General features: G+C 72.6%; 23 protein-coding genes. 11 read left to right on the top strand and 12 right to left on the bottom strand.

What is annotated here, in order from left to right; translation table 11 throughout:
- The first annotated feature begins 899 nt into the window (after nt 1-899).
- Nucleotides 900-1,898, top strand: a complete 999-nt coding sequence (gene trpS, locus NLX94_RS26915; protein WP_254385676.1) for a tryptophan--tRNA ligase — start codon at nt 900-902, stop codon at nt 1,896-1,898.
- 59 nt (nt 1,899-1,957) lie between these two features.
- Here the strand turns inward: trpS and proC are convergent, their stop codons facing one another.
- From proC to NLX94_RS26885, 6 genes are all read right to left on the bottom strand, one after another.
- Nucleotides 1,958-2,767, bottom strand: a complete 810-nt coding sequence (gene proC / locus NLX94_RS26910) for a pyrroline-5-carboxylate reductase (RefSeq protein WP_254385675.1) — start codon at nt 2,765-2,767, stop codon at nt 1,958-1,960.
- 112 nt (nt 2,768-2,879) lie between these two features.
- On the bottom strand, nt 2,880-3,617 hold the full coding sequence (locus NLX94_RS26905) for an ABC transporter permease (RefSeq protein WP_254385674.1): 738 nt from the start codon (nt 3,615-3,617) through the stop codon (nt 2,880-2,882).
- Nucleotides 3,614-4,420 (bottom strand): ABC transporter ATP-binding protein, encoded by an 807-nt coding sequence (locus tag NLX94_RS26900; RefSeq protein WP_254385673.1) that lies wholly within the window; start codon nt 4,418-4,420, stop codon nt 3,614-3,616. Before NLX94_RS26900 ends, NLX94_RS26905 begins: the two co-directional genes overlap by 4 nt.
- Before the next feature lie 140 nt (nt 4,421-4,560).
- Nucleotides 4,561-5,109 carry a hypothetical protein gene (locus NLX94_RS26895; protein WP_254385672.1) on the bottom strand — a complete coding sequence of 183 codons (549 nt, stop codon included), beginning with the start codon at nt 5,107-5,109 and terminating at the stop codon, nt 4,561-4,563.
- A gap of 78 nt (nt 5,110-5,187) precedes the next feature.
- Nucleotides 5,188-5,484, bottom strand: coding sequence for a peptidase (locus tag NLX94_RS26890; RefSeq protein WP_254385693.1), 297 nt, complete (start codon nt 5,482-5,484; stop codon nt 5,188-5,190).
- 85 nt (nt 5,485-5,569) lie between these two features.
- Nucleotides 5,570-5,872 (bottom strand): peptidase, encoded by a 303-nt coding sequence (locus tag NLX94_RS26885; RefSeq protein WP_254385671.1) that lies wholly within the window; start codon nt 5,870-5,872, stop codon nt 5,570-5,572.
- 106 nt (nt 5,873-5,978) lie between these two features.
- Between NLX94_RS26885 and NLX94_RS26880 the strand changes: the two genes are divergently transcribed.
- Complete coding sequence (locus tag NLX94_RS26880) at nt 5,979-8,081, top strand: PQQ-binding-like beta-propeller repeat protein (protein WP_254385670.1); 2,103 nt, start codon at nt 5,979-5,981, stop codon at nt 8,079-8,081.
- A gap of 57 nt (nt 8,082-8,138) precedes the next feature.
- On the opposite strand, the gene ilvD is transcribed toward NLX94_RS26880, so the two are convergent.
- From ilvD to NLX94_RS26860, 4 genes are all read right to left on the bottom strand, one after another.
- On the bottom strand, nt 8,139-9,992 hold the full coding sequence (gene ilvD, locus NLX94_RS26875; protein ID WP_254385669.1) for a dihydroxy-acid dehydratase: 1,854 nt from the start codon (nt 9,990-9,992) through the stop codon (nt 8,139-8,141).
- A 177-nt stretch (nt 9,993-10,169) separates the two neighbouring features.
- Nucleotides 10,170-10,865 carry a TetR family transcriptional regulator gene (locus NLX94_RS26870; protein ID WP_254385668.1) on the bottom strand — a complete coding sequence of 232 codons (696 nt, stop codon included), beginning with the start codon at nt 10,863-10,865 and terminating at the stop codon, nt 10,170-10,172.
- A complete protein-coding gene (locus NLX94_RS26865; RefSeq protein ID WP_254385667.1) occupies nt 10,862-11,695 on the bottom strand; it encodes a sugar phosphate isomerase/epimerase in 834 nt (277 codons plus the stop codon). Before NLX94_RS26865 ends, NLX94_RS26870 begins: the two co-directional genes overlap by 4 nt.
- Nucleotides 11,696-12,089: 394 nt before the next feature.
- Complete coding sequence (locus NLX94_RS26860; RefSeq protein ID WP_254385666.1) at nt 12,090-13,037, bottom strand: Ppx/GppA phosphatase family protein; 948 nt, start codon at nt 13,035-13,037, stop codon at nt 12,090-12,092.
- A 63-nt stretch (nt 13,038-13,100) separates the two neighbouring features.
- Here NLX94_RS26860 and NLX94_RS26855 point away from each other — a divergent pair, with 63 nt between their 5' ends.
- Nucleotides 13,101-13,937, top strand: a complete 837-nt coding sequence (locus tag NLX94_RS26855; RefSeq protein WP_254385665.1) for a hypothetical protein — start codon at nt 13,101-13,103, stop codon at nt 13,935-13,937.
- Here NLX94_RS26855 and NLX94_RS26850 read toward each other — a convergent pair.
- On the bottom strand, nt 13,934-15,754 hold the full coding sequence (locus tag NLX94_RS26850) for a hypothetical protein (protein ID WP_254385664.1): 1,821 nt from the start codon (nt 15,752-15,754) through the stop codon (nt 13,934-13,936). The two genes, NLX94_RS26855 and NLX94_RS26850, sit on opposite strands and share 4 nt — an antisense overlap.
- 184 nt (nt 15,755-15,938) lie before the next feature.
- Here NLX94_RS26850 and radA point away from each other — a divergent pair, with 184 nt between their 5' ends.
- Entirely contained in the window at nt 15,939-17,354 is a 1,416-nt protein-coding gene (radA, locus tag NLX94_RS26845; protein ID WP_254385663.1) for a DNA repair protein RadA, read from the top strand.
- Between the two features lie 141 nt (nt 17,355-17,495).
- Nucleotides 17,496-18,620 carry a DNA integrity scanning diadenylate cyclase DisA gene (gene disA, locus NLX94_RS26840; RefSeq protein WP_243339766.1) on the top strand — a complete coding sequence of 375 codons (1,125 nt, stop codon included), beginning with the start codon at nt 17,496-17,498 and terminating at the stop codon, nt 18,618-18,620.
- A gap of 89 nt (nt 18,621-18,709) precedes the next feature.
- Here disA and NLX94_RS26835 read toward each other — a convergent pair whose 3' ends face one another.
- Nucleotides 18,710-19,528: a hypothetical protein gene (locus tag NLX94_RS26835; protein ID WP_254385662.1), complete on the bottom strand. Its 819-nt coding sequence runs from the start codon at nt 19,526-19,528 to the stop codon at nt 18,710-18,712.
- A 92-nt stretch (nt 19,529-19,620) separates the two neighbouring features.
- On the opposite strand from NLX94_RS26835, the gene NLX94_RS26830 reads away from it, so the two are divergent.
- The 6 genes from NLX94_RS26830 (at nt 19,621) to cseC (ending at nt 24,889) form a co-directional block, all read left to right on the top strand.
- Nucleotides 19,621-20,229, top strand: a complete 609-nt coding sequence (locus NLX94_RS26830) for a phosphatase PAP2 family protein (RefSeq protein ID WP_254385661.1) — start codon at nt 19,621-19,623, stop codon at nt 20,227-20,229.
- A gap of 83 nt (nt 20,230-20,312) precedes the next feature.
- Nucleotides 20,313-21,248: an A/G-specific adenine glycosylase gene (locus tag NLX94_RS26825; protein WP_254385660.1), complete on the top strand. Its 936-nt coding sequence runs from the start codon at nt 20,313-20,315 to the stop codon at nt 21,246-21,248.
- Between the two features lie 173 nt (nt 21,249-21,421).
- The gene (locus NLX94_RS26820; RefSeq protein ID WP_150518482.1) at nt 21,422-21,982 is read left to right on the top strand and encodes a SigE family RNA polymerase sigma factor; all 561 of its coding nucleotides are present in this window, start codon (nt 21,422-21,424) and stop codon (nt 21,980-21,982) included.
- 38 nt (nt 21,983-22,020) lie between these two features.
- Nucleotides 22,021-22,677 (top strand): hypothetical protein, encoded by a 657-nt coding sequence (locus tag NLX94_RS26815; protein ID WP_254385659.1) that lies wholly within the window; start codon nt 22,021-22,023, stop codon nt 22,675-22,677.
- 120 nt (nt 22,678-22,797) lie between these two features.
- Nucleotides 22,798-23,502 (top strand): two-component system response regulator CseB, encoded by a 705-nt coding sequence (gene cseB / locus NLX94_RS26810; RefSeq protein ID WP_254385658.1) that lies wholly within the window; start codon nt 22,798-22,800, stop codon nt 23,500-23,502.
- Between the two features lie 73 nt (nt 23,503-23,575).
- Nucleotides 23,576-24,889 (top strand): two-component system sensor histidine kinase CseC, encoded by a 1,314-nt coding sequence (gene cseC, locus NLX94_RS26805; RefSeq protein ID WP_254385657.1) that lies wholly within the window; start codon nt 23,576-23,578, stop codon nt 24,887-24,889.
- The last annotated feature ends 31 nt before the right edge of the window (nt 24,890-24,920 follow it).

The raw sequence follows: 24,920 nt of genomic DNA, 5'->3' as shown, positions 1-24,920 counted from the left end.
CGCACTTAGAGCGGGACAGTCATGTCGGAATAAGACCGACCGTCCACTGCGTCCTCGCTGTGTAATTGCCTGCAAGCATCACCCGAAGGCGACCTCACAGGTCTTTTTCAAAGGAACCTCATCCACCGAAGTGGACGGGGTATCAACTTCTGGCGTTGATTTTTGGCACGCTGTTGAGTTCTCAAGGAACGGACGCTTCCTTTGTACTCACCCTCTCGGGCTTTCCTCCGGGCTTTCGTTCTGTTCTTGCGTTTCAGACTCTATCAGAGTCCGTCTCGCTTGTTTTCCGCCTTCCAGGTCATCCGCTTTCGCGTTTTCCCTTTCCGGCGAGTTCGACTCTATCAGATCCTTTCGGGCCTGACTCCCAGTCAACGGGGTTTGTCGTTCGGGCTGTTGGGCCCTTGCGACGAGTGAGACAGTAGCGGATTCCTTGCCCCCGAACCTAATCGGCGGCCGCGTCCGTGGACGCGGATTCCTCATTCGCAAATACGCATGAAAACGGGACGACAAAGTGAGTCGCTCGTTCGAATGTGTAGTGCGGGATGGCTGTCCGGGGACCGACCGGGGTCGGCGCTCACTTCGGACAACTCGAAGAACCTTACGGATCCGGCACTAGTGTGTCAACTCCAGGCTGACCCGCCCCGCGGAGGGGGCAAACCTGATGCCCCCTTCATCCCCCAGGGTCTAGCCTCTCCCCCATGACTACGCGTGCGCTCACGCTCGACCTTCGCTGGTGGGCCGCCTGACGGCGGCCGACCATCCACGCGAGCACGCACGCGCTCGACGGCCGCCGATCTCGGCGGCCGTTTCTGTTTCTCCCCTCCCGGGAGCGGCTCGGTCGCCCGACGCGGTGGCCTCGACGCCCACACCGAGACGAGCAGGGAACAGGGAGCAAGGACATGATGAGGATCTTCAGCGGGGTCAAGCCGACGGGGCATCTGACGCTGGGGAACTACCTGGGGGCCGTACGGCAGTGGGTCGCCGCCGAGCAGGCACCCGACGAGGCGCTGTTCTGCGTGGTCGATCTGCACGCCCTGACCGTCGAGCACGATCCGGCCCGGGTGCGGCGGCTCAGCCGGCAGGCGGCGACGCTGCTGCTCGCCGCCGGGCTGACCCCCGAGAAGTGCACGCTGTTCGTGCAGAGCCACGTGGACGAGCACGCCCGGCTCTCGTACCTGCTGGAGTGCACGGCTTCGGACGGGGAGCTGCGGCGGATGGTGCAGTACAAGGAGAAGGCGGCGAAGGCGCAGGGCTCGGGGGACGGCGTACGGCTGTCGCTGCTCACCTATCCCGTGCTGATGGCCGCCGATATTTTGGCGTACCGGACGAGCGAGGTGCCCGTAGGGGAGGACCAGCGGCAGCACGTCGAGCTGACCCGGGACCTGGCGGCGCGGTTCAACCAGCGGTACGGGTACACCTTCACCGTGCCCAGGGCCACGCATCCGGTGGTTGCGGCGCGGGTCATGGACCTGCAGGAGCCGACTTCGAAGATGGGGAAGTCCGGGGAGACCGGGCCCGGGGTGGTGTTCATCCTCGACGAGCCGGAGACGGTGCGGAAGAAGGTGATGCGGGCCGTCACCGACAGCGGGGACGGCGGAGTGGTCTACGACCGGGCGGAGCGGCCCGGGGTCGCGAACCTGCTGGACGTCCTCGCCGCCTGCACCGGGGGCGAGCCGGAGAAGCTCGCCGACGGGTACAGCGGGTACGGGGCGCTCAAGCGGGATGTCGCCGACGCCGTCGTGGAGCTGCTGCGGCCGGTCCGCGTACGGCACGCGGAGCTGGCGGCCGATCCGGGGACGGTGGAGGCGGTGCTGCGCGCGGGGGCCGGGCGGGCGCGGGCGATCGCGCGGCCCGTGGTCGACTCGGCGTACCGGGCGATCGGGCTGCTGGAGCCCTGAGGGGTGGGGCCGACGCCGCTACGGGGCTGCGGGCGCAGCCCCGTAGCGGCCTGCGGGTGTCAGCTGTTGCCGGAGGCGAGTTCGCGGCTGCGGTCGCGGGCGGCTTCCAGGGCGGCGATCAGGGCGGCTCGTACGCCGTGCTTCTCCAGCTCGACGATCGCGTTGATGGTGGTGCCGGCCGGGGAGGTGACGGCCTCGCGGAGCTTGACCGGGTGCTCGCCGCTGTCGCGGAGCATGACGGCGGCGCCGACGGCGGCCTGGACGATGAGGTCGTGGGCCTGGGCGCGGGGCAGTCCGAGGAGGATGCCGGCGTCGGTCATGGCCTCGACGAGGTAGTAGAAGTAGGCGGGGCCGGAGCCGGAGAGGGCGGTGGCCGCGTCCTGCTGGGACTCCGGGACGCGCAGGGTCTTGCCGACGCCGCCGAAGATCTCCTCCGTGTGCGCGAGGTGCGCGGCGGTGGCGTGGCTGCCGGCCGAGATGACGGACATGGCCTCGTCGACGAGGGCGGGGGTGTTCGTCATGACGCGGACGACGGGCGTGCCCTGGGCGAGGCGCTCCTCGAAGAAGGAGGTCGGGATGCCGGCCGCGCCGCTGATGACGAGGCGGTCCGCGGGGACGTGCGGGGCGAGCTCTTCGAGGAGCTTGCCCATGTCCTGCGGCTTCACGGTGAGGATGAGGGTGTCGGCGCGCTTGGCGGCCTCGGCGTTGGTGACGGCCTCGACGCCGTAGCGGGTGCGCAGCTCCTCGGCGCGTTCCGCGCGGCGGGCGGTGACGAGGAGCTTGGAGGCGGGCCAGCCGCCGCGGATCATCCCGCTGAGCAGGGCCTCACCGATCTTGCCGGTACCGAGGACTGCGACTGTCTGGGTCATGCCCGATTCACCTCGCCGAACTGTTGGTGCGTGTACGTCGTCTGCGTGGCCATCCTTGCACCCGGGCGGGGAGCGGCGGTGTCCTGTCCGCAGTGCGGTCAGGGCGTACCGGTCAGGGCGTGCGGCGGCGGAGGGTGGCGGCGCCGAGGGTGAGGACCAGGACGGCGCATCCGGCGACGACGACGGCGTCGCGGACGAAGTCGGCGGTCATGTCGGTGTGGGTGAGGACCTGGTTCATGCCGTCGACGGCGTAGGACATGGGCAGGACGTCGGAGATCGCCTCCAGGACGGGCTGCATGGTGTCGCGGGCGGCGAAGAGGCCGCACAGGAGGAGCTGGGGGAAGATCACGGCCGGCATGAACTGGACGGCCTGGAACTCGGACGCCGCGAAGGCGGAGACGAAGAGGCCGAGCGCGGTGCCGAGCAGGGCGTCGAGGAGGGCGACGAGCAGGAGCAGCCACGGGGAGCCGACGACGTCGAGGCCCAGGACCCAGAGGGCGACGCCGGTGGCGAGCAGGGACTGGACGACCGCCATGGCGCCGAAGGCGAGGGCGTAGCCGGCGATGAGGTCGCCCTTGCCGAGCGGCATGGCGAGGAGGCGTTCGAGGGTGCCCGAGGTGCGTTCGCGCAGGGTCGCGATGGAGGTGATCAGGAACATCGTGATGAGGGGGAAGATCCCGAGGAGCGAGGCGCCGATGCTGTTGAAGGTCCGCGGGCTGCCGTCGAAGACGTAGCGGAGCAGGACGAGCATCAGTACGGGGACCAGCAGCATCAGCGCGATGGAGCGCGGGTCGTGGCGGAGCTGGCGCAGGACGCGGGCGGCGGTGGCGAGGGTGCGGGCGGTGCTCATCGGGTGCTCCCGTGGGGGGCCGGGGTGGTGGTGCCTGCTTCGGCGTTCGCGGCGTCGACGAGGTGGAGGAAGCCCTCTTCGACGGTGTCGGTGCGGGTACGGGTGCGCAGTGCCTCGGGGGTGTCCTGTGCGAGGAGGCGGCCCTCGCGCATGAGGAGGAGGTCGTGGCAGCGCTCGGCTTCGTCCATGACGTGGGAGGAGACGAGGAGGGTGGCGCCGCGGGTGGCGGCCAGGTCGTGGAAGAGGTTCCACAGGTCGCGGCGCAGGACCGGGTCGAGGCCGACGGTCGGCTCGTCGAGGACGAGGAGCTCGGGGCTGCCGAGGAGGGCGACCGCGAGGGAGACCCTGCTGCGCTGGCCGCCGGAGAGGTTTCCGGCGAGGGCGGTGGTGTGGGAGGTGAGGTCGACGTCGGCGATGGCCCGGGTGACGGTCTCGCGGCGGCGCTCGGCGGCGGCGCGGCCGGGGTCGAGGATCGCGGCGAAGTAGTCGAGGTTCTGCCGGACGGTGAGGTCGTCGTAGACGGAGGGCGCCTGGGTGACGTAGCCGATGCGGGAGCGGAGTCCGGGGTGGCCGGCGGGGTGGCCGAGGACGTCGAGGGTGCCGGTGACGTGGGCCTGGGTGCCGACGACGGACCGCATCAGGGTGGACTTTCCGCAGCCGGAGGGGCCGAGGAGGCCGGTGATGCGGCCGCGGGGGACGGAGAAGGAGAGGCCGTCGAGGACGGTGCGGGGGTTGCGGCCGGTGCCGCGGCGGACGGTGAGGTCCTCGGCGTGGACGGCGGCGGCCGCTTGGTTATTCATCATGTGATGAATAATGCTCCTGGCTGTGCCCCGGCGCAAGGCTGGGGGCACGGCTGAGGGGCACGGCTGAGGGGCACGGCTGAGGGGCTTCGCTTCCGGCCGGGGCTGCTCCTTCCGGCCGGGGCTGCTCCTTCCTGCCCGGGCTACTTCTTGCGCTTCGGGCGGCGGGCGGCCGGGTTGCCGGTGCGGGAGCTGCGCCGGCGGGTGAATTCGGCCGCGGCGCGCTCGTACTCGGTGCGGCGGAGCTTCTCGCCGGGGGCCTCGACGAAGCAGCGCAGGAAGTACGCGATGAGGCTGCCGATGAAACCGATCGCCTTCAGGCCCTTGAGGGCCGTCTCGTCGGAGGACGGGGGCTGGCGGCGGCTGAAGGACTCCCACGTCTTGACGAAGGCGATGGAGCTGGCGATCGCGAAGAGGATGACGACCGAGATGCTGAGGAAGGGCCCGACGTTCCCGATCTCCAGACCCTCGTAGGAGAAGCGGAGCAGGAAGGCGCTGATGACGGCGAGGACCAGCGCGACGGCGGCCGCGCCGACGCGGCGCGCGCCGTAGCCGCCGTCGTGGTTCACCCAGGTGGTGCCGAAGAACCGGATCGGCTCGGGCTCGGGGCCGGCGGGCTGCGCGGGGGCCGCGGGCTCGGCCGGGGCCGGGGCCGCCTCGGCGGGGGTCTGGTCTCGCTGGTCGTCGCTCACACCAGCGATTATCCCCCGCCGGGCGGGAGCGGCCCGGGGTGTCTCACGGGGCGGGCCGGGGGTTGGACCGGATGGACCTCAGGCGCAGCGGGTGGCGACGTAGCCGTCGCTGCCGGTCTTCACGTAGGCGTCGGCGACGAACTCGCCGTTGCCGATGCAGTCCCAGATGTTCGAGGTGCCGTACGGGCCCGAGACCTTCGTTCCCTCGCACTGGCATTGGATCGAGACGTACGCTCCGAGCGGCAGGACCCGAACGACCCCGTAGTTGGTACCGGGACCTCTGCGGACGTTCACCCGGTAGCCGGGCGCGACCGGGAACGTCGGGAAACCCGACCCTCCTCCGGCAGCGGCTGCCTCGCTCGCCCCCGCGAGCATGAGCGCGGGAACCGCGGCGATCACGGAGCTGCCCAGGCCGAGCAGGCGACGCCTGCTGATCATCTTCTTCCCCACCTCTGTGTCGTCAGCCGCAGCGGCTGGTGATGTAGCCGTCGCTTCCGGTCTTCACATAGGCGTCGGAGATGAACTCGCCGTTGCCGATGTTGTCCCAGATGGACGTGGTTCCGTACGGGCCGGTGACGGTCGTTCCCTCGCACTGGCAGCGAATGCCGACGGAGGCTCCGAGCGGCAGGACCCGCAGGACCGTGTAACTGGTGCCGGGACCTCTGCGGACGTTCACGCGGTAGCCGGGCGCGACCGGAAACGTCGGGAATCCCGACCCCGAGGTCAGGCTCTCGACTTGGCTTGAATCGCTCTCAACGGACATATGAAAACTCCCCCCTTGGATGCTGCTGTGCGCAACCCGCGCAGGGTAGCAAGACCTTGGGGATTCGCACGGGCCATCGACTAGGCTCCGGCGGGGGTGATGAGCGGTGCGTTCAGCGCGGACGGACTACGCGGGTTTTCCGGAGTACGCCGGGCAGTACCGGCTTGAGTCCGTGCTCGGTTCGGGCGGCATGGGCGTCGTCCACCTGGCCACCTCCGGGTCGGGGCTGAAACTCGCCGTCAAGATCGTGCATCCGCAGCACGCCGTGGACCCGGAGTTCCGGGCCCGGTTCCGGCAGGAGGTCGCGGCCGCGCGGCGGGTGAGCGGAGCGTTCACCGCGCCTGTGGTGGATGCGGACCCCGATGCCGAACGGCCGTGGATGGCCACGCTGTTCATCGACTCCCCGACACTCTCCGAGCGGGTACGGGAACAGGTGCTGGAGCCCCAGGAGCTGGCGCGGCTCGCCGCCGGGCTGGCGGAGGCGCTGCGGGACATCCACCGGGCCGGGGTCGTGCACCGGGATCTGAAGCCCAGCAACGTGCTGATGGCCCCGGACGGGGTGCGGGTCATCGACTTCGGTATCTCGCGGCCGGCGGACAGTGATCTGCGCACCGAGACGGGGAAGCTGATCGGGACCCCGCCGTTCATGGCGCCGGAGCAGTTCCAGCGGCCGCGGGAGGTGGGGACCGCTGCCGATGTGTTCGCCCTGGGGGCGGTGCTCGTCTACGCGGCGACCGGGCGGGGGCCCTTCGACTCCGACAGCCATTACCTCGTCGCCTACCAGGTGGTGCACAGCGAGCCCGATCTGACCGGTCTGCCGGAGCGGCTCGTGCCGCTGGTCGCGCAGTGCCTGGCCAAGGATCCCGCGGAGCGGCCGAGTGCGGATGCGCTGATCGTGGCGCTGCGGGCGGTGGCGTACCCGACGGATCAGGACACTCAGGCCTTCATCCCGCGGCCGAGGCAGCCCGTGCCCGACGAGGAGGTCACGCACCGGCGGGAGCGGGTCGCCACCCCGCCCCCTGGGCGCGGTCGGCGGACCCGGGTCGCCATCGCCGCGGGGATCGGGGTGCTACTAGCGGGTGGGGCCGTGGGCGGCTACCTGTGGTCCGGACCCGGTGAGAAGCCCCCGAAGCCGCTCACAGCCCCAAGGGAGGCGGAGCCGCAACAGCCCTTGTCCTGGTCAGTGGCACTGGGAGAGCGCGGCTCGGCATGTTCCTGGCAGGCAGCGGCCCTGTACTGCTCGGGGCCAGGATCGACGGTGGCCCGGCTCGACCCCGCAAACGGGTCCGCACTGTGGACCGTACGCACGACCGCACCGGATACCCGGCCTGCGAACGACGAGGCCCCGCTCTTCGGGGGTGGGCTCATGTTCGTGGTGACTCAGGGCGACGAACTGCTCCAGGCACGGGACGTCTCGACCGGTGCCGAGCGCTGGAAGCGAAACCTCCCGGAAGGTTCGGACGTCGTGACCGTCGGGGCAAACGTACTGATCGCCGGGACGAACGGAACCGTCACGGGACTGGACGCGACAACGGGTACCGCACGCTGGACCAAGTCCCTCGGCGGGCCGGGTTCCGTCTGGTCGGGCGGACCCGAGAGGCCCGGTGGACCGCTGCTGTACGGGGCCGCACCGACAGCCGACGGCAAGTCGACACAGCTTTCGGCTGTGGACCCGGAGCGCGGGACAGTGCAGTGGCAGACGCGGACCACAGGGCTCTTGCAGCCCGTCGGAGTGGTGGGCAGCGGGATGTACCTGCTGGACAGCGATGTCGAGGGCAGCACCAGGGCGGTCGTACGGGTGGACCTGGGCACCCGCGCGGTGACGCGGGTACGGCTGATGACGCCGCTCTACCAAGCGCAAGGGACGGTGGGGCCGGACGGAGTCGTCTACGTCTTCGGAGCCCCCGGCGCGCTGGCAGCGGTCGGCGCGACCAAGGAGGAGTGGCGCATGGAGACGGGCTTGGCGGGCGCATCCCGCCCGGTGTTCGCCGACGGGCACGTCTTCCTGACCGCTCCCGACGGGCGGCTGCTGGCGTTCGACGCGGCCGGAGGAAAGCCCGTAGGGCAGACCAAGCCGCGGATGGGCACAGGCAATAACACCTTCGCGGCGAGTCTGCCCGCGCCCGTGGTCGGGGACGGGCGGGTGTACGCCTCGGCGCCCGACGGGAGCGTGCTCGCCGTGGCGGCGGGGGATCCCGCCGGGTGGTGAGACGGCGACGGCCCCGCCCGAGGGTGTCGGGCAGGGCCGGAACCGGCTGGTGCGGGGTCAGCGCTCCAGGAGGCTGACGTCGCGGACCGCGCCCTTGTCGGCGCTCGTCGCCATCGCGGCGTAGGCGCGCAGGGCCGCGGAGACCTTGCGCTCGCGGTTCTTCGGGGCGTAGACGCCGCCCAGGGCCTCGTGGCGGGCGGCCAGCGTGGCCTCGTCGACCAGGAGCTCGATGGAGCGGTTCGGGATGTCGATGCGGATGCGGTCGCCGTCCTCCACGACCGCGATGGAGCCGCCCGCGGCCGCCTCCGGGGAGGCGTGGCCGATGGAGAGGCCCGAGGTGCCGCCGGAGAAGCGGCCGTCCGTGACCAGGGCGCAGAGCTTGCCGAGGCCGCGGCCCTTGAGGAAGGACGTCGGGTAGAGCATCTCCTGCATGCCGGGACCGCCGCGCGGGCCCTCGTAGCGGATGACGACCACGTCGCCGGCCTTGATCTCCTTGCGGAGGATCTTGTCGACGGCCTCGTCCTGCGATTCGCAGACCACGGCCGGGCCCTCGAAGGTCCAGATCGACTCGTCGACGCCGGCGGTCTTCACGACGCAGCCGTCGAGCGCGATGTTGCCGCGCAGGACCGCGAGGCCGCCGTCCTTGGAGTACGCGTGCTGGACGGAGCGGATGCAGCCGCCCTCGGCGTCGAGGTCGAGGGTGTCCCAGCGCTCGGACTGGGAGAAGGCGGAGGCGGAGCGCTGGCAGCCGGGGGCGGCGTGCCACAGCTCCATGACCTCTTCGGGGGCCGTGCCGGAGCGGACGTCCCACTTCGCGAGCCACTCCTCCAGGTTGGCGGAGTGGACCGTGGTGACGTCCTTGTTGAGGAGTCCGCCGCGGTGCAGTTCGCCGAGGAGGGCGGGGATGCCGCCGGCCCGGTGGATGTCCTCCATGTAGTACGTGCCGCCGGGCGCCACGTTCGGCGCGACCTTGGCGAGGCACGGGACCCGGCGGGAGATCTCGTCGATGTCCGTGAGGTCGTAGTCCAGGCCGGCTTCCTGCGCGGCGGCGAGGAGGTGGAGGATCGTGTTGGTGGAGCCGCCCATGGCGATGTCGAGGGCCATGGCGTTCTCGAAGGCCTGGCGGGTCGCGATGTTGCGGGGCAGGACCGACTCGTCGTCCTGCTCGTAGTAGCGCTTGGTGATCTCGACGATGGTGCGGCCGGCGTCCTCGTACAGGGCGCGGCGGGCGGTGTGCGTCGCCAGGACCGAGCCGTTGCCGGGGAGGGCCAGGCCGATGGCCTCGGCAAGGCAGTTCATCGAGTTGGCGGTGAACATGCCGGAACAGCTGCCGCAGGTGGGACAGGCATTCTCCTCGATGCGCAGGACGTCCTCGTCGGAGACGCTGTCGTTCGAGGCGTCGACCATGGCGTCGATCAGGTCGAGCTTGCGCACGGTGCCGTCGACGAGGGTGGCCTGACCGGCCTCCATCGGGCCGCCGGAGACGAAGACGACCGGGATGTTGAGGCGCATGGCGGCCATCAGCATGCCGGGGGTGATCTTGTCGCAGTTGGAGATGCAGATCAGGGCGTCGGCGCAGTGCGCCTCGACCATGTACTCGACCGAGTCCGCGATCAGGTCGCGGGAGGGCAGGGAGTACAGCATGCCGCCGTGGCCCATGGCGATGCCGTCGTCGACCGCGATGGTGTTGAACTCGCGGGGGACGGCGCCGGCGGCGAGGATCGCGTCGGAGACGATGCGGCCGACCGGGGCCAGGTGGGTGTGGCCGGGGACGAACTCCGTGAAGGAGTTGGCGACCGCGATGATCGGCTTCCCGATGTCCGCGCTCGCTACGCCCGAGGCGCGCATCAGGGCACGTGCGCCTGCCATGTTGCGGCCGTGGGTGACGGTGCGGGACCTCAGCTCGGGCATCGGGTTCTCTCCCCATGTGTGCGGTGGCGCCGGGCGCCGGCCGCGACTGTGGATATGGCTCGGTTACGAGGCTACGCCCCCCGCCCGGGATCCGGACAGGCTGTCCGGATCCCGGGACGGGCGGCTCGGCTATTGGGCACGGGTCCGGAGATTACGGGGCTGCGTGCGCGGGCGTCGTCATTCCTCGGTGAGGTAGCGCTGGAGGGTGGGGGCCACCAGCTCGACGATGGTCTCCGGGTCCGCCGATGCGAGGGGCTCGACCTGGACGACGTAGCGCAGGATCGCGATGCCGACCATGTGGGAGGCGGCGAGCTCGGCGCGGAAGGTCGGGTCGGGGACGTTGAGGTCGGCCGCGATCCGCTCCAGCAGCCGGTGCAGGATCAGTCGGCGGAGCACCTTCGCGGCGGCCTCGTGGGTGAGGGCCGAGCGGATCACGGCGAGCAGCGGGGTCCGGGTGACCGGGTTCTCCCAGACCCCGAGGAAGTAGCGGGCCAGGCGCTCGCCGATGCCGTCGGGGCCCGCGCCGATGATGGCGGGGAGGACGAGGGCGGGCTCCATGCTGAGCTCGATCGCGGCGGCGAAGAGGTCGTCCTTGCTGCCGAAGTAGTGGTGCACCAGGGCCGGGTCCACTCCGGCGGCCTTCGCGATGCCGCGGACGGAGGTCTTGTCGTAGCCGCGCGCGGCGAACTCGGCGCGGGCCGCGAGGCGGATGCGCTCCTGGGTGCCGGGGCCGTCCTCGGCCTCGTCCTGACGGGGGCGGCCGGGGCCGCGGCGGCGCTTCGCGGGGGCGGGGGGCTGCGGCGCGGGTGCCTGCGGCGCGGGGGGCTGCGGGTCGGATGCCTGCGGCGCGGGGGCCGGGAGCGGGTCGGTCATCGGTGCGGGGTCCTGGGGGCCGGGCCGGGGGCGGTCGCGAGGTGGAGGCGGGTGAAGGCCAGGGCCTCGGCGAGATCGGCCTCGCGCTCGGCGGAGGACATCGCGCGGCGGGTGTTGACCTCGATGACGACGTGCCCGTCGAAGGAGGTGGCGGCGAGCCGCTCCAGCAGTTCGGCGCAGGGCTGGCTGCCGCGCCCGGGGACGAGGTGCTCGTCCTTCGCGGAACCGTTTCCGTCGGCGAGGTGGATGTGGGCGAGGCGGTCGCCCATCCGGTCGATCATCGCGGTCGCGTCGGTGCGGGCGGTCGCGGTGTGCGAGAGGTCGATCGTGAAGTGGCGGTAGTCGTCCTTGGTGACGTCCCACTCGGGTGCGTAGGCGAGCATCTCGCGGTCGCGGTAGCGCCAGGGGTACATGTTCTCGACGGCGAACCGGACGTCGGTCTCGTCCGCCATCCGCCAGATGCCGGTCACGAAGTCGCGGGAGTACTGGCGCTGCCAGCGGAACGGCGGATGCACGACGACCGTGCTCGCCCCGAGCTTCTCGGCCGCCGCCTGGGCCCGCTGGAGCTTGGTCCAGGGGTCGGTGGACCACACGCGCTGCGTGATGAGCAGGCAGGGGGCGTGGACGGCCAGGATCGGCACCTGGTGGTGGTCGGAGAGGCGGCGCAGGGCCTCGATGTCCTGGCTGACGGGGTCCGTCCAGACCATGACCTCGACGCCGTCGTAGCCGAGGCGCGCGGCGATCTCGAAGGCGGTCGCCGTTGACTCCGGGTAGACGGAGGCGGTGGAGAGGGCGACTTTCGCGGTCGGGATCCGGACTGGTTCTGCCACGGGGACAGGGTATCGGGGTCCCCGCGGCGCCGGGCCGCCCTCTGGGAGCCCGGCCGGAGTGGGCGGCGGCGCCGCCTGGGTGGGGGCGCGTGGGGGTGGCCCCGGCCTGGCGGGCGTGGCCCGGGCCCGGCCCGACTGGCCGCGGGCGCCTGCCGCCCTGCCCCAGGGAACGGGCCGTCCTACGGAGCCTTGGTCCGACGGACCAGGTCCCGGGGCGCTGCCCCGGGGGCGGGCCGCTGCGCGGGGCGAAGTCCCCTACCCGCCCTTCCACCGTTCCCCGGGCGCCGCCCGGACCCGCGCCTCAAACGCCGGCGGGGCTGGGGTGTCCCCGGGCGCTGCCCGGGCCCCGGTCCTCAAGCGCCGGACGGCTGGAGTACCAGACCCCTGCCCGGGCTCACGGTTCGACGGGGCCGGAGGTGCCGAGGTGGTCCAGGCGGCGGAGGATGACGCCTTCTCGCAGGGCCCAGGGGCAGATTTCCAGGGAGTCGACGCCCAGGAGGTCCATCGCGCCTTCGGCGACCAGCGCCCCGGCCAGGAGCTGGTTGGAGCGGCCCTCGGAGACGCCCGGGAGGGCGGAGCGCTGGGCGGTGGTCATCGCGGCCAGTCGCGGGACCCATTCCTCCAGGGACTTCCGGGTCAGGTCCCGCTGGATGTAGAGGCCTTCCGCGGAGCGGGCCGCGCCCGCGATCCGGGCCAGCTGCTTGAAGGTCTTGGAGGTGGCCACCACCCGGTCCGGCTGGCCGAAGCGGCTGAACTCGCCGACCGTCCGGGCGATCTGGGCCCGTACATGGCGGCGCAGGGCCCTGACGTCCGCCGGGTCCGCCGGGTCGCCCGGGAGCCAGCCCGCCGTCAGGCGTCCGGCGCCCAGCGGGAGGGAGACGGCCGCGTCGGGGTCCTCGTCGATGCCGTACGCGATCTCCAGCGAGCCCCCGCCGATGTCCAGGAGCAGCAGCTTGCCCGCCGACCAGCCGAACCAGCGGCGCGCCGCGAGGAAGGTCAGGCGGGCTTCGTCGTCGCCGCTGAGGACGGGGAGGTCCACGCCGGTCTCGGCCTTGACCCGGGCCAGGACCTCGTCGGCGTTGGTGGCTTCCCGTACCGCGCTCGTCGCGAAGGGGAGCACGTCCTCGCACCCCTTGTCCTCGGCGGCCTGCACCGCGCCCCCGATGACGGAAACCAGCCGCTCGACGCCCTCGGGCGTCACCGCGCCGTATTCGTCGAGGAGCTCCGCCAGGCGCAGTTCCACCTTGTGCGAGTGCGCCGGCAGGGGACGCGCACCGGGGTGTGCGTCCACCACCAGCAGATGGATCGTGTTCGAACCCACATCAAGGACACCGAGTCTCATGAGGGGAAACGCTACTGGTCCAAAGGCGTAGGGGTGGAGTAAGGGGCGCTTAGGCTGGGGTTTGTGCCAAATACGAAGAAGGCCAACAAGTCCAAGAACAAGGCCGCAGGCAAGGACGGGAAGCCCGGCAAGGCCGGCAAGGCCGCCGAGCCGGACGAGAAGGGGCTCGACTTTCCGCGGGCCTGGGTGGAGTTCCCCGATCCGGCCGACGAGGAGCAGGTCTTCCGCTGCGACCTGACCTGGCTCACGTCCCGCTGGACCTGCATCTTCGGCAGCGGCTGCCAGGGCATTCAGGCCGGCCGCGCGGACGACGGCTGCTGCACGCTCGGCGCGCACTTCTCCGACGAGGACGACGAGAAGCGGGTGGCCGAAAACGTCGCGCGGCTGACGCCGGAGCTGTGGCAGTTCCACGACGTCGGCAGCGAGACCGGGTGGACGCAGCACGACGACGACGGGGAGAAGCAGACCCGCCGCTGGGACGGTGCCTGCATCTTCCTGAACCGGCCCGGTTTCCCGGCGGGGGCCGGCTGTTCGCTGCACATCCTGGCGGTGCGCGGCGGCCAGGAGCCGCTGGAGACCAAGCCGGACGTGTGCTGGCAGCTGCCGATCCGGCGGACCTACGAGTGGATCGACCGGCCCGACGACACCCGCGTGCTGCAGGTGTCGATCGGCGAGTACGACCGGCGCGGCTGGGGGCCGGGCGGCCACGACCTGCACTGGTGGTGCACCTCGGCCACCTCCGCGCACGGCGCCGGCAAGCCGGTCTACGTGTCGTACCGCGCCGAGCTGACGGAACTGATGGGCAAGGAGGGGTACGAGGAGCTCGTACGGCTCTGCGAGGCGCGGCTCTCCTCGCTGCTGCCGATGGCCCCGCACCCGGCCGATCCGGCAACGACCTAGGACGCCGGGCTCGGAGCCGGTGCCGATGTGGCCCCCTCCGAGGGGCTCGGCGTCGGGGTCGGCTCCGGGGTGGGCGTGGGCTCCGGGGTCGGTGTGGGCGTCGGAGTCGGGGTGGGTGACGGCGTGGCGGTCGGCGTCGGAGTCGGCTGCGGGTCCGACGGGGTGGGCTCCGGGCCGGGCGGGGTGGGGGCCGGGCGGCCCCGGCCCCGGATGGAGATCACCGCGCCGCCCGGGTCCACTCCGACCCGGGCGCTCCAGGCCCCTATGGGCTGGGCTTCCGAGTCCACGGTGATCCGTAGGGTGACCGATTCTCCTGGTGCCAGCCGGCCCGAGGTCGTACTGGCGCGCAGCCACGGGGCGTCGGACCACAGCCGCCAGTCCACCGGGGCTCCGCCCGACGCGGTGAGGGTGAGCAGGGTGGTCGCTCCGTGGGTGGAGGCGGCCGCGGTGAGCCGGCCCGGGGTGCCGGGGGCGGTGCTCGGCGCGCCGCTGCTGATGACCTCCACGGAGACGTCGGGGGCCGCCCCGGGCGGGGCGAAGTCGGGGCCGTCGGCGATGACGGCGGCATTGCCGGCGTTCTCGTAGGCCGTCAGCGGGCGCCCGTCGGTACGGGCCAGCGGGAGTTCCGCCTCGCTCGCCGAGATGCGCGTGGAGCCGTTGCCCACGGGCTCCCCGGTGCTCGGGGCGCCCCGGTACGCCGCCCACAGGGCCAGCACCGGGGCCGCGACGACGGTGGCGACGACCGTGGTGGTGACGGCGCGGGCGCGCAGCCGGTCGCGGCGGGCCGCGCGGTCCTTGGGGTCCATCGGGAAGCCGGTGCGGTCGAAGCGCGGGCCGGTCCCGGCGCCCCGGCGCCTGCCGGAGCGGAGCATCGCGGCGTGGACGGCGGTGCGCGGGGCCGGGACCAGCGGCAGGGCGGCGGTGTTGATGCTGCCGGAGCCGGGCCATGGGGCTCCGGCGCCCACGCGTTCGGCGACGCGGCGGCAGCGCGGGCAGTCGTCGACGTGGCGGACGAGCTCGGCGCGCAGGGAGGAGGAGAGGAGCAGGTTCCCGTCTCCCCCGCCGTCGGCGCCGTCCCCGTCTCCGGTGAGCCGGGACACGGTCGGGCAGTTGCCCGTCTCCACGACGGCGAGGGCGGCGCGGGTGCGCTCCACCTCGCAGGCGGCGCCGGAGAGCAGCTCGCGGGCGGCGGCCGGGGGCGTGCCGAGGACGGCGGCGAGTTCGGGGACGCCGAGGCGGTGGCGGACGGCGAGTTCGAGTGCCTCGCGCTGCTCGGGGGTGGTCCCGGCGGCCTCCGGCCAGGCGAGACGGGCGAGCTCGGTGCGGCGGTAGGCGTACACGTCGAGACCGCCGGGGCCGGTGTGATCGCCGTGGCCGCCCTGACCCGCCGCCGCGTTCGCCGCCGCGTTCCGGTCGGCGCTCACCGTCGCGGGCTCCGGGGCACGGCCGGCGTCCGCGTGCTCCGGTGCACGCCGGGCGGAATGCGCTCCCCCGTACCCATAGCGCGTGCGCCGCCGCTCGGCCAGCTTGCGCAGGCAGGCCCAGCGCGCGAGGGCGTACAGCCAGGCCCGCCGGTCCCCCTCGTCGGGGCAGCGGCCGGGGTGCCGGTCGGCGACGGCGAGGACGTCGCCGAGCACGTCGGTGGCGCTGTCGTGGTCGCACAGGACCGAGAGGCAGTACGTGAACAGCCCGTCCAGGTAGGGCTCGTACCGGAACGGCGGCGGCTGCTCCGCCCTGGTCCCCTCGGGGGGCGTGCGCCCGTGCGCCCGGTGTGCGCCGGTGCGCGGTGCGGGGTGTCCCTGGTTGCTGCTGGTCACTCGGCGACCGTAGGCGGCGCGCCGGTGGCGCTCCGGAAGCCTTCACCAGTTTTAGCCCTTACGGGTGAACAGATCGGCATCGGGCTGACGGCACCCCTGACGGTGCACGCCACGGCGTGCGCGCGGGGACCGCGGCGGGCCGCCGCGGAGGGGGCTGTCGGTGGCGGCGGCTACGGTGGGCCGCATGGCTGCCCGTACATCTCGTTCATCCGCCAAGGACCGGCCGTCCTACCGTTGTACCGAGTGCGGGTACTCCACCGCCAAGTGGCTCGGCCGGTGCCCCGAGTGCCAGGCCTGGGGCACCGTCGAGGAGCTCGGCGGCGCCCCCGCCGTGCGCACCACCGCGGCCGGCCGGGTCACCACGGCCGCCGTGCCGATCGGTCAGGTCGACGTCCGCACCGCGACCGCGCGCAGCACCGGCGTGGACGAGCTGGACCGGGTGCTGGGCGGCGGGCTGATCCCCGGGGCGGTCGTCCTGCTCGCGGGCGAGCCGGGCGTGGGCAAGTCGACGCTGCTGCTCGACGTCGCGGCGAAGGCGGCCTCCGACGAGCACCGCACCCTGTACGTCACCGGCGAGGAGTCGGCGAGCCAGGTGCGGCTGCGGGCCGAGCGGATCGGCGCGCTCAGCGACCACCTCTACCTCGCCGCCGAGACCGACCTGTCGGCCGTGCTCGGGCACCTGGACGCCGTGAAGCCCTCCCTGCTGATCATGGACTCCGTGCAGACGGTCGCCTCCCCCGAGATCGACGGCGCGCCCGGCGGCATGGCGCAGGTCCGCGAGGTGGCCGGGGCGCTGATCCGGGCATCCAAGGAACGCGGGATGTCCACGCTGCTGGTCGGCCACGTCACCAAGGACGGCGCGATCGCCGGTCCCCGCCTGCTGGAACACCTCGTCGACGTGGTCCTGAGCTTCGAGGGCGACCGGCACGCGCGGCTGCGCCTGGTGCGCGGGGTGAAGAACCGGTACGGCGCCACGGACGAGGTCGGCTGCTTCGAACTGCACGACGAGGGCATCACCGGCCTCGCCGACCCGAGCGGGCTGTTCCTGACCCGCCGCACCGAGGCCGTCCCCGGCACCTGCCTGACGGTGACCCTGGAGGGCAAGCGGCCGCTGGTCGCGGAGGTGCAGGCGCTCACCGTGGACTCGCAGATCCCCTCGCCGCGCCGCACGACCTCCGGTCTGGAGACCTCGCGCGTCTCGATGATGCTGGCGGTGCTGGAGCAGCGCGGGCGGATCACGGCGCTCGGCAAGCGGGACATCTACACCGCGACCGTGGGCGGGGTGAAGCTGACCGAGCCCGCCGCCGACCTGGCCGTCGCGCTGGCGCTGGCCTCGGCCGCCAGCGACGTACCGCTCCCGAAGAACCTGGTCGCCATCGGGGAGGTCGGGCTCGCGGGCGAGGTCCGGCGCGTGACGGGCGTGCAGCGGCGGCTGGCGGAGGCGTTCCGGCTGGGCTTCACGCACGCGCTGGTGCCGGTGGACCCGGGGAAGGTGCCGCCGGGCATGAAGGTGACCGAGGTCGCCGACATGGGCGACGCGCTACGGGCCCTGCCGCGCGGGCGGTCGCGTACGCCGGCGAAGGAGCGGGCTGCCGAGTAACCGCAGGTCAGCGGGGTCGTACGGCATGCTTCCCGGCCCGGCCGGGTTAAGGCACGGCGGGCGCCGGGGCCGCGCCGGTAGACTTCGGGATGGTCCGCCCGGCCGTACGCAGGCGGTACATCCCGCGACCGGAGGAGTGCAGTGGCAGCCAAGGACGGGGCAGCAGCATCCGGAAAGTCGGGCGCGAGCTCCAAGCAGGAGGCCATGATGCGCGCCTCGCTGAGCGCGGTCGCACCTGGTCAGCCCCTGCGTGACGGGCTCGAACGGATCGTTCGCGGCAACACCGGAGGGCTCATCGTCCTCGGCATGGACAAGTCCGTCGAGGCCATGTGCACGGGCGGCTTCGTCCTGGACGTGGAGTTCACCGCGACCCGGCTGCGCGAGCTGTGCAAGCTCGACGGCGCGCTGATCCTGGACAAGGACATCACCAAGATCCTGCGGGCGGGCGTCCAGCTGGTGCCCGACGCCTCGATCCACACGGAGGAGACGGGCACCCGGCACCGGACCGCGGACCGGGTCTCGAAGCAGTGCGGTTTCCCGGTGGTGTCGGTCTCGCAGTCGATGCGGCTGATCGCGCTGTACGTGGACGGCGAGCGGCGCGTGCTGGAGGAGTCCGGGGCGATCCTGTCGCGGGCGAACCAGGCGCTGGCCACGCTGGAGCGGTACAAGCTCCGCCTGGACGAGGTCGCCGGGACGCTGTCCGCGCTGGAGATCGAGGACCTGGTGACGGTCCGCGACGTCACGGCGGTGGCGCAGCGGCTGGAGATGGTGCGGCGCATCGCGACGGAGATCGCGGAGTACGTGGTGGAGCTCGGCACGGACGGCCGGCTGCTCTCCCTCCAGCTCGACGAGCTGACGGTCGGGATCGAGCAGGAGCGGGAGCTCGTCATCCGGGACTACGTGCCGGAGCCGACGGCGAAGCGTTCCCGCACGGTGGACGAGGCGCTGCCGGCGCTGGACGCGCTGACCCATCCGGAGCTGCTGGAACTGGCGATCGTGGCGAAGGCCCTGGGGTACACGGGCTCGCCCGAGACCCTGGACTCCGCGGTGTCCCCGCGCGGGTACCGGCTGCTGGCGAAGGTGCCGAGGCTGCCGGGGGCGATCATCGAGCGGCTGGTGGAGCACTTCGGCGGCCTGCAGAAGCTGCTGGCCGCCTCGGTGGACGACCTCCAGACCGTAGACGGCGTCGGCGAGGCGCGTGCGCGCAGCGTCCGCGAGGGCCTGTCCCGCCTGGCGGAGTCCTCCATCCTGGAGCGGTACGTCTAGCCTGCGACGCCCGGCCGAGCGGGGCTCCCCGGGGCTCCGCCCCGGACCCCGCTCCTCAAACGCCGGAGGGGCTGGAATTACCCGGTGGGCTACTCCGGCTTCAGGACGAACGAGGTTCGGGCCACCGGCATGCCGGGGGACTTGACCTCGACCACGTAGGTGTCCGCCGCCGCCGAGCCCGCCGGAGGCGACTGGCACTGGGTCGGCTCGCTGAAGCGGCGGTCCCATTCCAGGGCTTGCCTGGTCTCGCCCTGCGAGGGGACCCGGTAGAAGACGTTGCCCGCGCCCGCCGGGCAGTCCGCCGAGGACCAGACCGGCTTGGCGTTGCTCGCCTGAGTGATCGTCAGTACCGCCTGCTTCGGGCCGAGATCGACCTTGCAGGTGGTGCCGGAGACGTTGCGCGCGACGAGTTCGAGGCGCGGCTTCTCGCTCGTCTCGTACTCGTTCTTCACGCTCTTGACCTCCCACTGCAGCGCACTGGGCGCGCACGTGGGCACCGGCGAGTCCGCGGGGACGACCTGGCCGGCGGAGGAGCCGGCCGTACCGCCCTGGTCGGCGGAGCCGGGCTCTGCGCCCGGTTCGCCGTTCTTGCCCGCGCCGGGGCTCGCGCCGGGGTCGGAGCCCGTGCCGGTGCCGGCGCTGCCGCCGGATCCACCGGAGCCCGACTCGCCGCGGCCGCCCGGGGCCTGACTGATCGCCGGGCCGGATCCCGAGGGACCCGGGGTGATTTGGGTGACGGGACCGGAGCCGCCCTGGCCCTTGCCGTTGGTACTCGACTTGCCCGCACCGGAACTGACGGTCCATACGGCGAGCATCGCGAGGAGCGCGGCGACGGACGCCAGCACGGCCCTCCGTCGCCAGTAGATGGAGGAGGGGAGCGGCCCGACCGGATTGCGCAGAGATCCCACGAACGGAACCTTACGAGAGTTCGCGGCGCGATCAGTGCCCCACATGCCGATCTGATGAGGACGTTATTCCGATTTAGGTACCTTCAGTCACCATGGACAGCTCCGGCCTCTACCTCGACGTCACCGATTTCGCCCACTCGACCCCCGCCTGGGTGCAATCGGCGTTCGAGTTCTGGACCGAGTACGGGCTGCTGGTCTTCGGCGCCCTCTTCATAGCCGTGTGGTGGCGTGCGCGCGGCGCCCGCGACCCCCGCACGGTGGCGCTCGCGGTCCTCGCCCCCTTCGTCACCGCCCTGGCCTACGTCGCCTCCGAGCTGGTGAAGTCCACCGTGGACGAGGAGCGCCCGTGCCGGGCCGTGGCCGGGGCGGCGGCCTCGCTGATCAAGTGCCCGGCCACCGGTGACTGGTCCTTCCCGAGCAACCACTCCGCCATCGCGGGCGCCGCGGCGGTCGCCTTGGCGCTGGCGGTGCGCAGGCTCGTACTGCTGACCGTCCCGCTGGCCCTGCTGATGGCCTTCTCCCGGGTCTTCGTCGGCGTCCACTACCCGCACGACGTGGCCATGGGCCTGGTGCTGGGCGCGAGCCTCGCCGCGCTCGCCGTCCTCGCGCTCGCGGGCCCGGCGACCAGGGTCCTCGCGGCCGTGCGGACGAGCGGCGGCCGCACGGCCGTCCTGATCGCGGGCCCCGGCCCGGCCCGCTAGCCGCCGCCCCGCCGCCGCGTCGCCGCGGGTGGGGACCGACCCGCCTGCCCCCGGGCCCGAAACGTGCCAGGATGCCGTCTGCCATGACTGCAACCATTCCCACCACCGCGCTGCACTCCCCCGTCATCGCGTGGTTCGAAGCACACGCCCGCGACCTGCCCTGGCGCCGCCCCGAGGCCGGCCCCTGGGGGGTGATGGTCAGCGAGTTCATGCTCCAGCAGACCCCCGTCAACCGGGTCCTGCCCGTCTACGAGCAGTGGCTCGCCCGCTGGCCCCGGCCCGCCGACCTCGCCGCGGAGGCCCCCGGTGAGGCCGTACGCGCCTGGGGCCGTCTCGGTTACCCGCGCCGGGCCCTGCGCCTGCACGGCGCGGCCGTCGCCATAACGGAGCGGCACGGGGGCGACGTACCGCGCGAGCACGCGCAGTTGCTGGCCCTGCCCGGGATCGGCGAGTACACGGCGGCCGCCGTGGCCTCCTTCGCCTACGGGCAGCGGCACGCGGTGCTCGACACCAACGTGCGCCGGGTCTTCGCGCGCACCGCGACCGGGGTCGAGTACCCGCCGAACGCCACCACCGCCGCCGAGCGCCGCCTGGCGCGGGCCCTGCTGCCCGAGGACGAGGACACCGCGGCCCGCTGGGCGGCGGCCTCCATGGAGCTCGGGGCGCTGGTGTGCACGGCCAAGAGCCCGGACTGCGGGAGCTGCCCGGTGTCGGGGCTGTGCGCGTGGCGGCTGGCCGGGAAGCCCGCGCACGAGGGACCGCCGCGGCGCGGGCAGACGTACGCCGGGACGGACCGGCAGGTGCGCGGCAAACTCCTCGCGGTGCTGCGCGAGGCGGTCGGCGCCGTGCCGCAGTCCGTCCTCGATACCGTCTGGGAGGAGCCCGTACAGCGGGCCCGGGCGCTGGACGGGCTGGTCTCGGACGGGCTCGTGGAGCCGCTGCCCGGCCTCATGTACCGGCTTCCGGCGGGCCCCGCGAAGGTCGGTCCCGAGGCCGCTCCCGAAGCCCCCCGAGGCTGACTCGGGGATTCCGCTTGTCCGGAGAAACCGCAGCTCACGGGCGCTGTTACATAACCTATGGGTGTCCGTGCGCCCACCGAAGGCTGACCCGCACAGTGCCGTGACAACGCCTCCGTACCGTCGAATCCGTAAGGCAGCGGATGAGCGGTTGGTCGGAACGGAGGCGGTCTGAGATGGCGCACGGCGAGGTACTCGAATTCGAAGAGTACGTACGCACCCGGCAGGACGCGCTGCTGCGCAGTGCCCGTCGCCTGGTTCCGGACCCGACCGACGCACAGGACCTCCTGCAGACCGCGCTCGTGCGCACCTACGGCCGCTGGGACGGCATCGCCGACAAGTCCCTCGCCGACGCCTACCTGCGCCGTGTCATGATCAACACCCGTACCGAATGGTGGCGGGCCCGCAAGCTCGAAGAGGTTCCCACCGAGCAGCTCCCCGACGCCTCCGTCGAGGACGGTTCGGACCAGCGCGCCGACCGCGCCCTGCTCATGGACATCCTCAAGGTGCTCGCGCCCAAGCAGCGCAGCGTGGTGGTGCTGCGACACTGGGAGCAGATGAGCACCGAGGAGACGGCCGCGGCGCTCGGCATGTCGGCGGGAACCGTGAAGAGCACTCTGCACCGCGCACTGGCCCGCCTCCGGCAGGAACTGGAGAGCCGGGATCTGGACATGCGCGCGCTGGAGCGCGGTGACCACACCATCCTGTACGAGGGGCGTGAGCGGTGCGCGGCCTGATTGGCCCAAGACTGAGCGGCAAGAGCTCGGTGGTACTGATGTCGGCGGGGACGGTCGTCCTCGTCGGCACCGTGCTGTTCGCGGTCGGCTGCTCGACCGGGGGCACGGGGCTGCGGGACGGCGGCCCGGCCCGTACCGAGCAGGTGGCCAAGACCGGAGCCCCCTCCGCGGCCCCCTCCCCGCAGGACGCGGACAGCACCGCCCCCCTCACCTCCCAGGCCTCCGGCAGGCCCGCCGCCAAGGTGGACCCGATCGCGCTGGTCAAGGCGGACCCCAAGATCAGCGCCGAGATGAAGCGGGAACTGAAGCCCTGCTCGGGCAAGGAGTACCCGGTCGACGTCAGCTACGGGAAGGTCACCGGCGGCCCCGAGGTCGACATCGTGGTCAACATCCTGTCCTGCGCCGACGCGCTGGGCATCGGCTCCTTCGTGTACCGCGCGGACGGGGCTTCGTACCAGAATGTCTTCTCGGACGAGCAGGCGCCCGTCTACGCCGAGATCGACCGGGGCGACCTGATCGTCACCAAGCCGGTCTACGGGAAGAGCGACGCGTTCTCCTACCCCTCGGGCGAGGACCTGATCACGTACCGCTGGAACGGGGAACGGTTCACCGAGCAGGACCGGGTGCACACCGACTACAGCAACGTGGTCGACGGCGGGACGCTCCCCGCGCCGGCCGTCAGCCCGAAGAGCTGAGCACCACCGGAACCACCAGAGCGACCGCACGGCCCGGGGAACCGGGCGACCGAAGAACCGAGAAGAACCGAGCGGCCCGGAGATCCGGGCGACGAGTACCGAGGCGAGGCGAGGCTCCCGATGGCCGAGACCCATGTGCTGTTCGTGGAGGACGACGACGTCATCCGTGAGGCCACGACCCTGGCGCTGGAACGCGACGGGTTCGTGGTCACGGCCATGCCCGACGGGCTGTCCGGCCTGGACTCCTTCCGCTCGAACCGGCCCGACATCGCGCTGCTCGACGTGATGGTGCCCGGTATGGACGGCGTGAGCCTGTGCCGCCGCATCCGCGACGAGTCCACCGTCCCGGTCATCATGCTGTCGGCGCGCGCCGACTCCATCGACGTGGTCCTCGGCCTGGAGGCGGGCGCCGACGACTACGTCACCAAGCCCTTCGACGGGTCCGTCCTCGTCGCCCGCATCCGCGCGGTCCTGCGCCGCTTCGGCCACGCCGGCGGCCCGCAGGGCGGCGGTCCCGAGGAGGACGCCTCCGGCGAGCGCGGGGTGCTCCTCTTCGGCGACCTGGAGGTCGACACGGAGGGCATGGAGGTGCGCAAGGCCGGTGCCTCGGTGGCGCTGACCCCCACCGAGATGCGGCTGCTGCTGGAGTTCTCCACCTCCCCCGGCACCGTGCTCTCGCGCGACCGGCTGCTGGAGCGGGTCTGGGACTACGACTGGGGCGGCGACACCCGCGTCGTGGACGTCCACGTGCAGCGGCTGCGCACCAAGATCGGACAGGACCGGATCGAAACCGTCCGCGGATTCGGATACAAGCTCAAGGCCTGATGCCTTGAGAGGAACGAGCACGGGGGACGAACGCGGGAATGAACGCGGCAATGAACGCGGGGACGACGACTGCATGAAGCGGTTCACCCTGCGGACCGGGATCCGCTGGAAGATCACGCTCGCCATCGCGGCCGTGGGCGCGCTGACCGCCGTCGCCCTGAGCCTGGTGGTGCACAGCGCTGCCCGCGTCTCGATGCTGGAGAGCGCCCGCGAGGTGCAGCTGGACCGCGTGCAGTTCATCTCCCGCACCGCCGAGGGAGGCCGCAAGCCCCAGATGGGCGCCAAGCTCAACGACCCGGAGCTGCCCCGGGAGCTGCGCGAGAAGGCCCAGTCCGGGAGGCGCGGCACCTACATCCAGGACAACCCGCGCGGGCTCCCCGAGGTATGGGCCGCCCTGCCGCTCGGCAACGGGCAGGTGCTCTCGCTGCACACCCCCTTCCGGGAGAGCGCCAACATGCTGCGCGACCTGGACCGGGCGCTGATCGTCGGCTCCCTGGCCGTGGTGGTCGGCGGGTCGGCGCTCGGCGTGCTGATCGGCGGCCAGATCTCGCGCCGGCTGCGCAAGGCCGCGGCCGCCGCGCAGCGGGTGGCGCACGGGGATCCCGAGGTACGGGTGCGGGACGCGGTCGGGGGCGTCGTACGCGACGAGACCGACGACCTCGCGCGGGCGGTCGACGCGATGGCGGACGCGCTCCAGCAGCGGCTGGAGGCGGAGCGGCGGGTGACCGCCGACATCGCGCACGAGCTGCGCACCCCGGTGACGGGCCTGCTCACGGCGGCGGAACTGCTGCCGCCCGGCCGACCGACCGAGCTGGTGCGGGACCGCGCGCAGGCGCTGCGGGCGCTGGTCGAGGATGTGCTGGAGGTGGCCCGGCTGGACAGCGCGTCCGAGCGGGCGGAGCTCCAGGAGGTGGCGCTCGGCGAGTTCGTGCAGCGCCGGGTCAACTCGCTGATGCCGGAGGCGCGCGTACGGATCGTCGCGGACGAGATCGTCAGCACCGATCCGCGCCGCCTGGAGCGGATCCTCGGCAACCTCCTCGCCAATGCCGCGCGGTACGGGCGGGCGCCGGTCCAGGTCGATGTCGAAGGCCGGGTCGTACGGGTCCGGGACCACGGGCCGGGCTTCCCCGAGGCCCTGCTCCGGGAGGGGCCGAGCCGGTTCCGGACCGGGTCCACGGACCGGGCCGGGGTGGGGCACGGGCTGGGGCTGACCATCGCGGAGGGGCAGGCGCGGGTGCTGGGCGCCCGGCTGACGTTCCGCAACGTGGCGGCCCCCGGCGGCTTCGTCCAGGGCGGCGCGGCGGCGGGGGCGGTGGCGGTGCTGTGGCTGCCGGAGCACGCGCCGACGGCGACGGGGAGCTTCCCGGTCGTCCGCCGGGAGGGCTGAGCGGGCGGGGCCGCTGCCGGTGCCGGGGCGG

The sequence above is a fragment of the Streptomyces sp. TBY4 genome (assembly GCF_024213195.1).
GTDB lineage: Bacteria > Actinomycetota > Actinomycetes > Streptomycetales > Streptomycetaceae > Streptomyces.
The sequence above is the reverse complement of the archived record's forward strand: the minus strand, read 5'-3'. Positions and strand labels throughout refer to the sequence as shown.

Bases quoted from the DNA above. Each gene is read 5' to 3' on its own strand.
- cseC (WP_254385657.1), top strand. From the start codon at position 23,576: ATGAAGCGGTTCACCCTGCGGACCGGGATCCGCTGGAAGATCACGCTC.
- trpS (WP_254385676.1), top strand. From the start codon at position 900: ATGATGAGGATCTTCAGCGGGGTCAAGCCGACGGGGCATCTGACGCTG.
- cseB (WP_254385658.1), top strand. From the start codon at position 22,798: ATGGCCGAGACCCATGTGCTGTTCGTGGAGGACGACGACGTCATCCGT.
- NLX94_RS26830 (WP_254385661.1), top strand. From the start codon at position 19,621: ATGGACAGCTCCGGCCTCTACCTCGACGTCACCGATTTCGCCCACTCG.
- NLX94_RS26815 (WP_254385659.1), top strand. From the start codon at position 22,021: ATGTCGGCGGGGACGGTCGTCCTCGTCGGCACCGTGCTGTTCGCGGTC.
- NLX94_RS26890 (WP_254385693.1), bottom strand. From the start codon at position 5,484: ATGCTCGCGGGGGCGAGCGAGGCAGCCGCTGCCGGAGGAGGGTCGGGT.
- NLX94_RS26885 (WP_254385671.1), bottom strand. From the start codon at position 5,872: ATGTCCGTTGAGAGCGATTCAAGCCAAGTCGAGAGCCTGACCTCGGGG.
- radA (WP_254385663.1), top strand. From the start codon at position 15,939: ATGGCTGCCCGTACATCTCGTTCATCCGCCAAGGACCGGCCGTCCTAC.
- proC (WP_254385675.1), bottom strand. From the start codon at position 2,767: ATGACCCAGACAGTCGCAGTCCTCGGTACCGGCAAGATCGGTGAGGCC.
- NLX94_RS26870 (WP_254385668.1), bottom strand. From the start codon at position 10,865: ATGACCGACCCGCTCCCGGCCCCCGCGCCGCAGGCATCCGACCCGCAG.
- NLX94_RS26905 (WP_254385674.1), bottom strand. From the start codon at position 3,617: ATGAGCACCGCCCGCACCCTCGCCACCGCCGCCCGCGTCCTGCGCCAG.
- NLX94_RS26900 (WP_254385673.1), bottom strand. From the start codon at position 4,420: ATGATGAATAACCAAGCGGCCGCCGCCGTCCACGCCGAGGACCTCACC.
- NLX94_RS26820 (WP_150518482.1), top strand. From the start codon at position 21,422: ATGGCGCACGGCGAGGTACTCGAATTCGAAGAGTACGTACGCACCCGG.
- ilvD (WP_254385669.1), bottom strand. From the start codon at position 9,992: ATGCCCGAGCTGAGGTCCCGCACCGTCACCCACGGCCGCAACATGGCA.
- NLX94_RS26825 (WP_254385660.1), top strand. From the start codon at position 20,313: ATGACTGCAACCATTCCCACCACCGCGCTGCACTCCCCCGTCATCGCG.
- NLX94_RS26860 (WP_254385666.1), bottom strand. From the start codon at position 13,037: ATGAGACTCGGTGTCCTTGATGTGGGTTCGAACACGATCCATCTGCTG.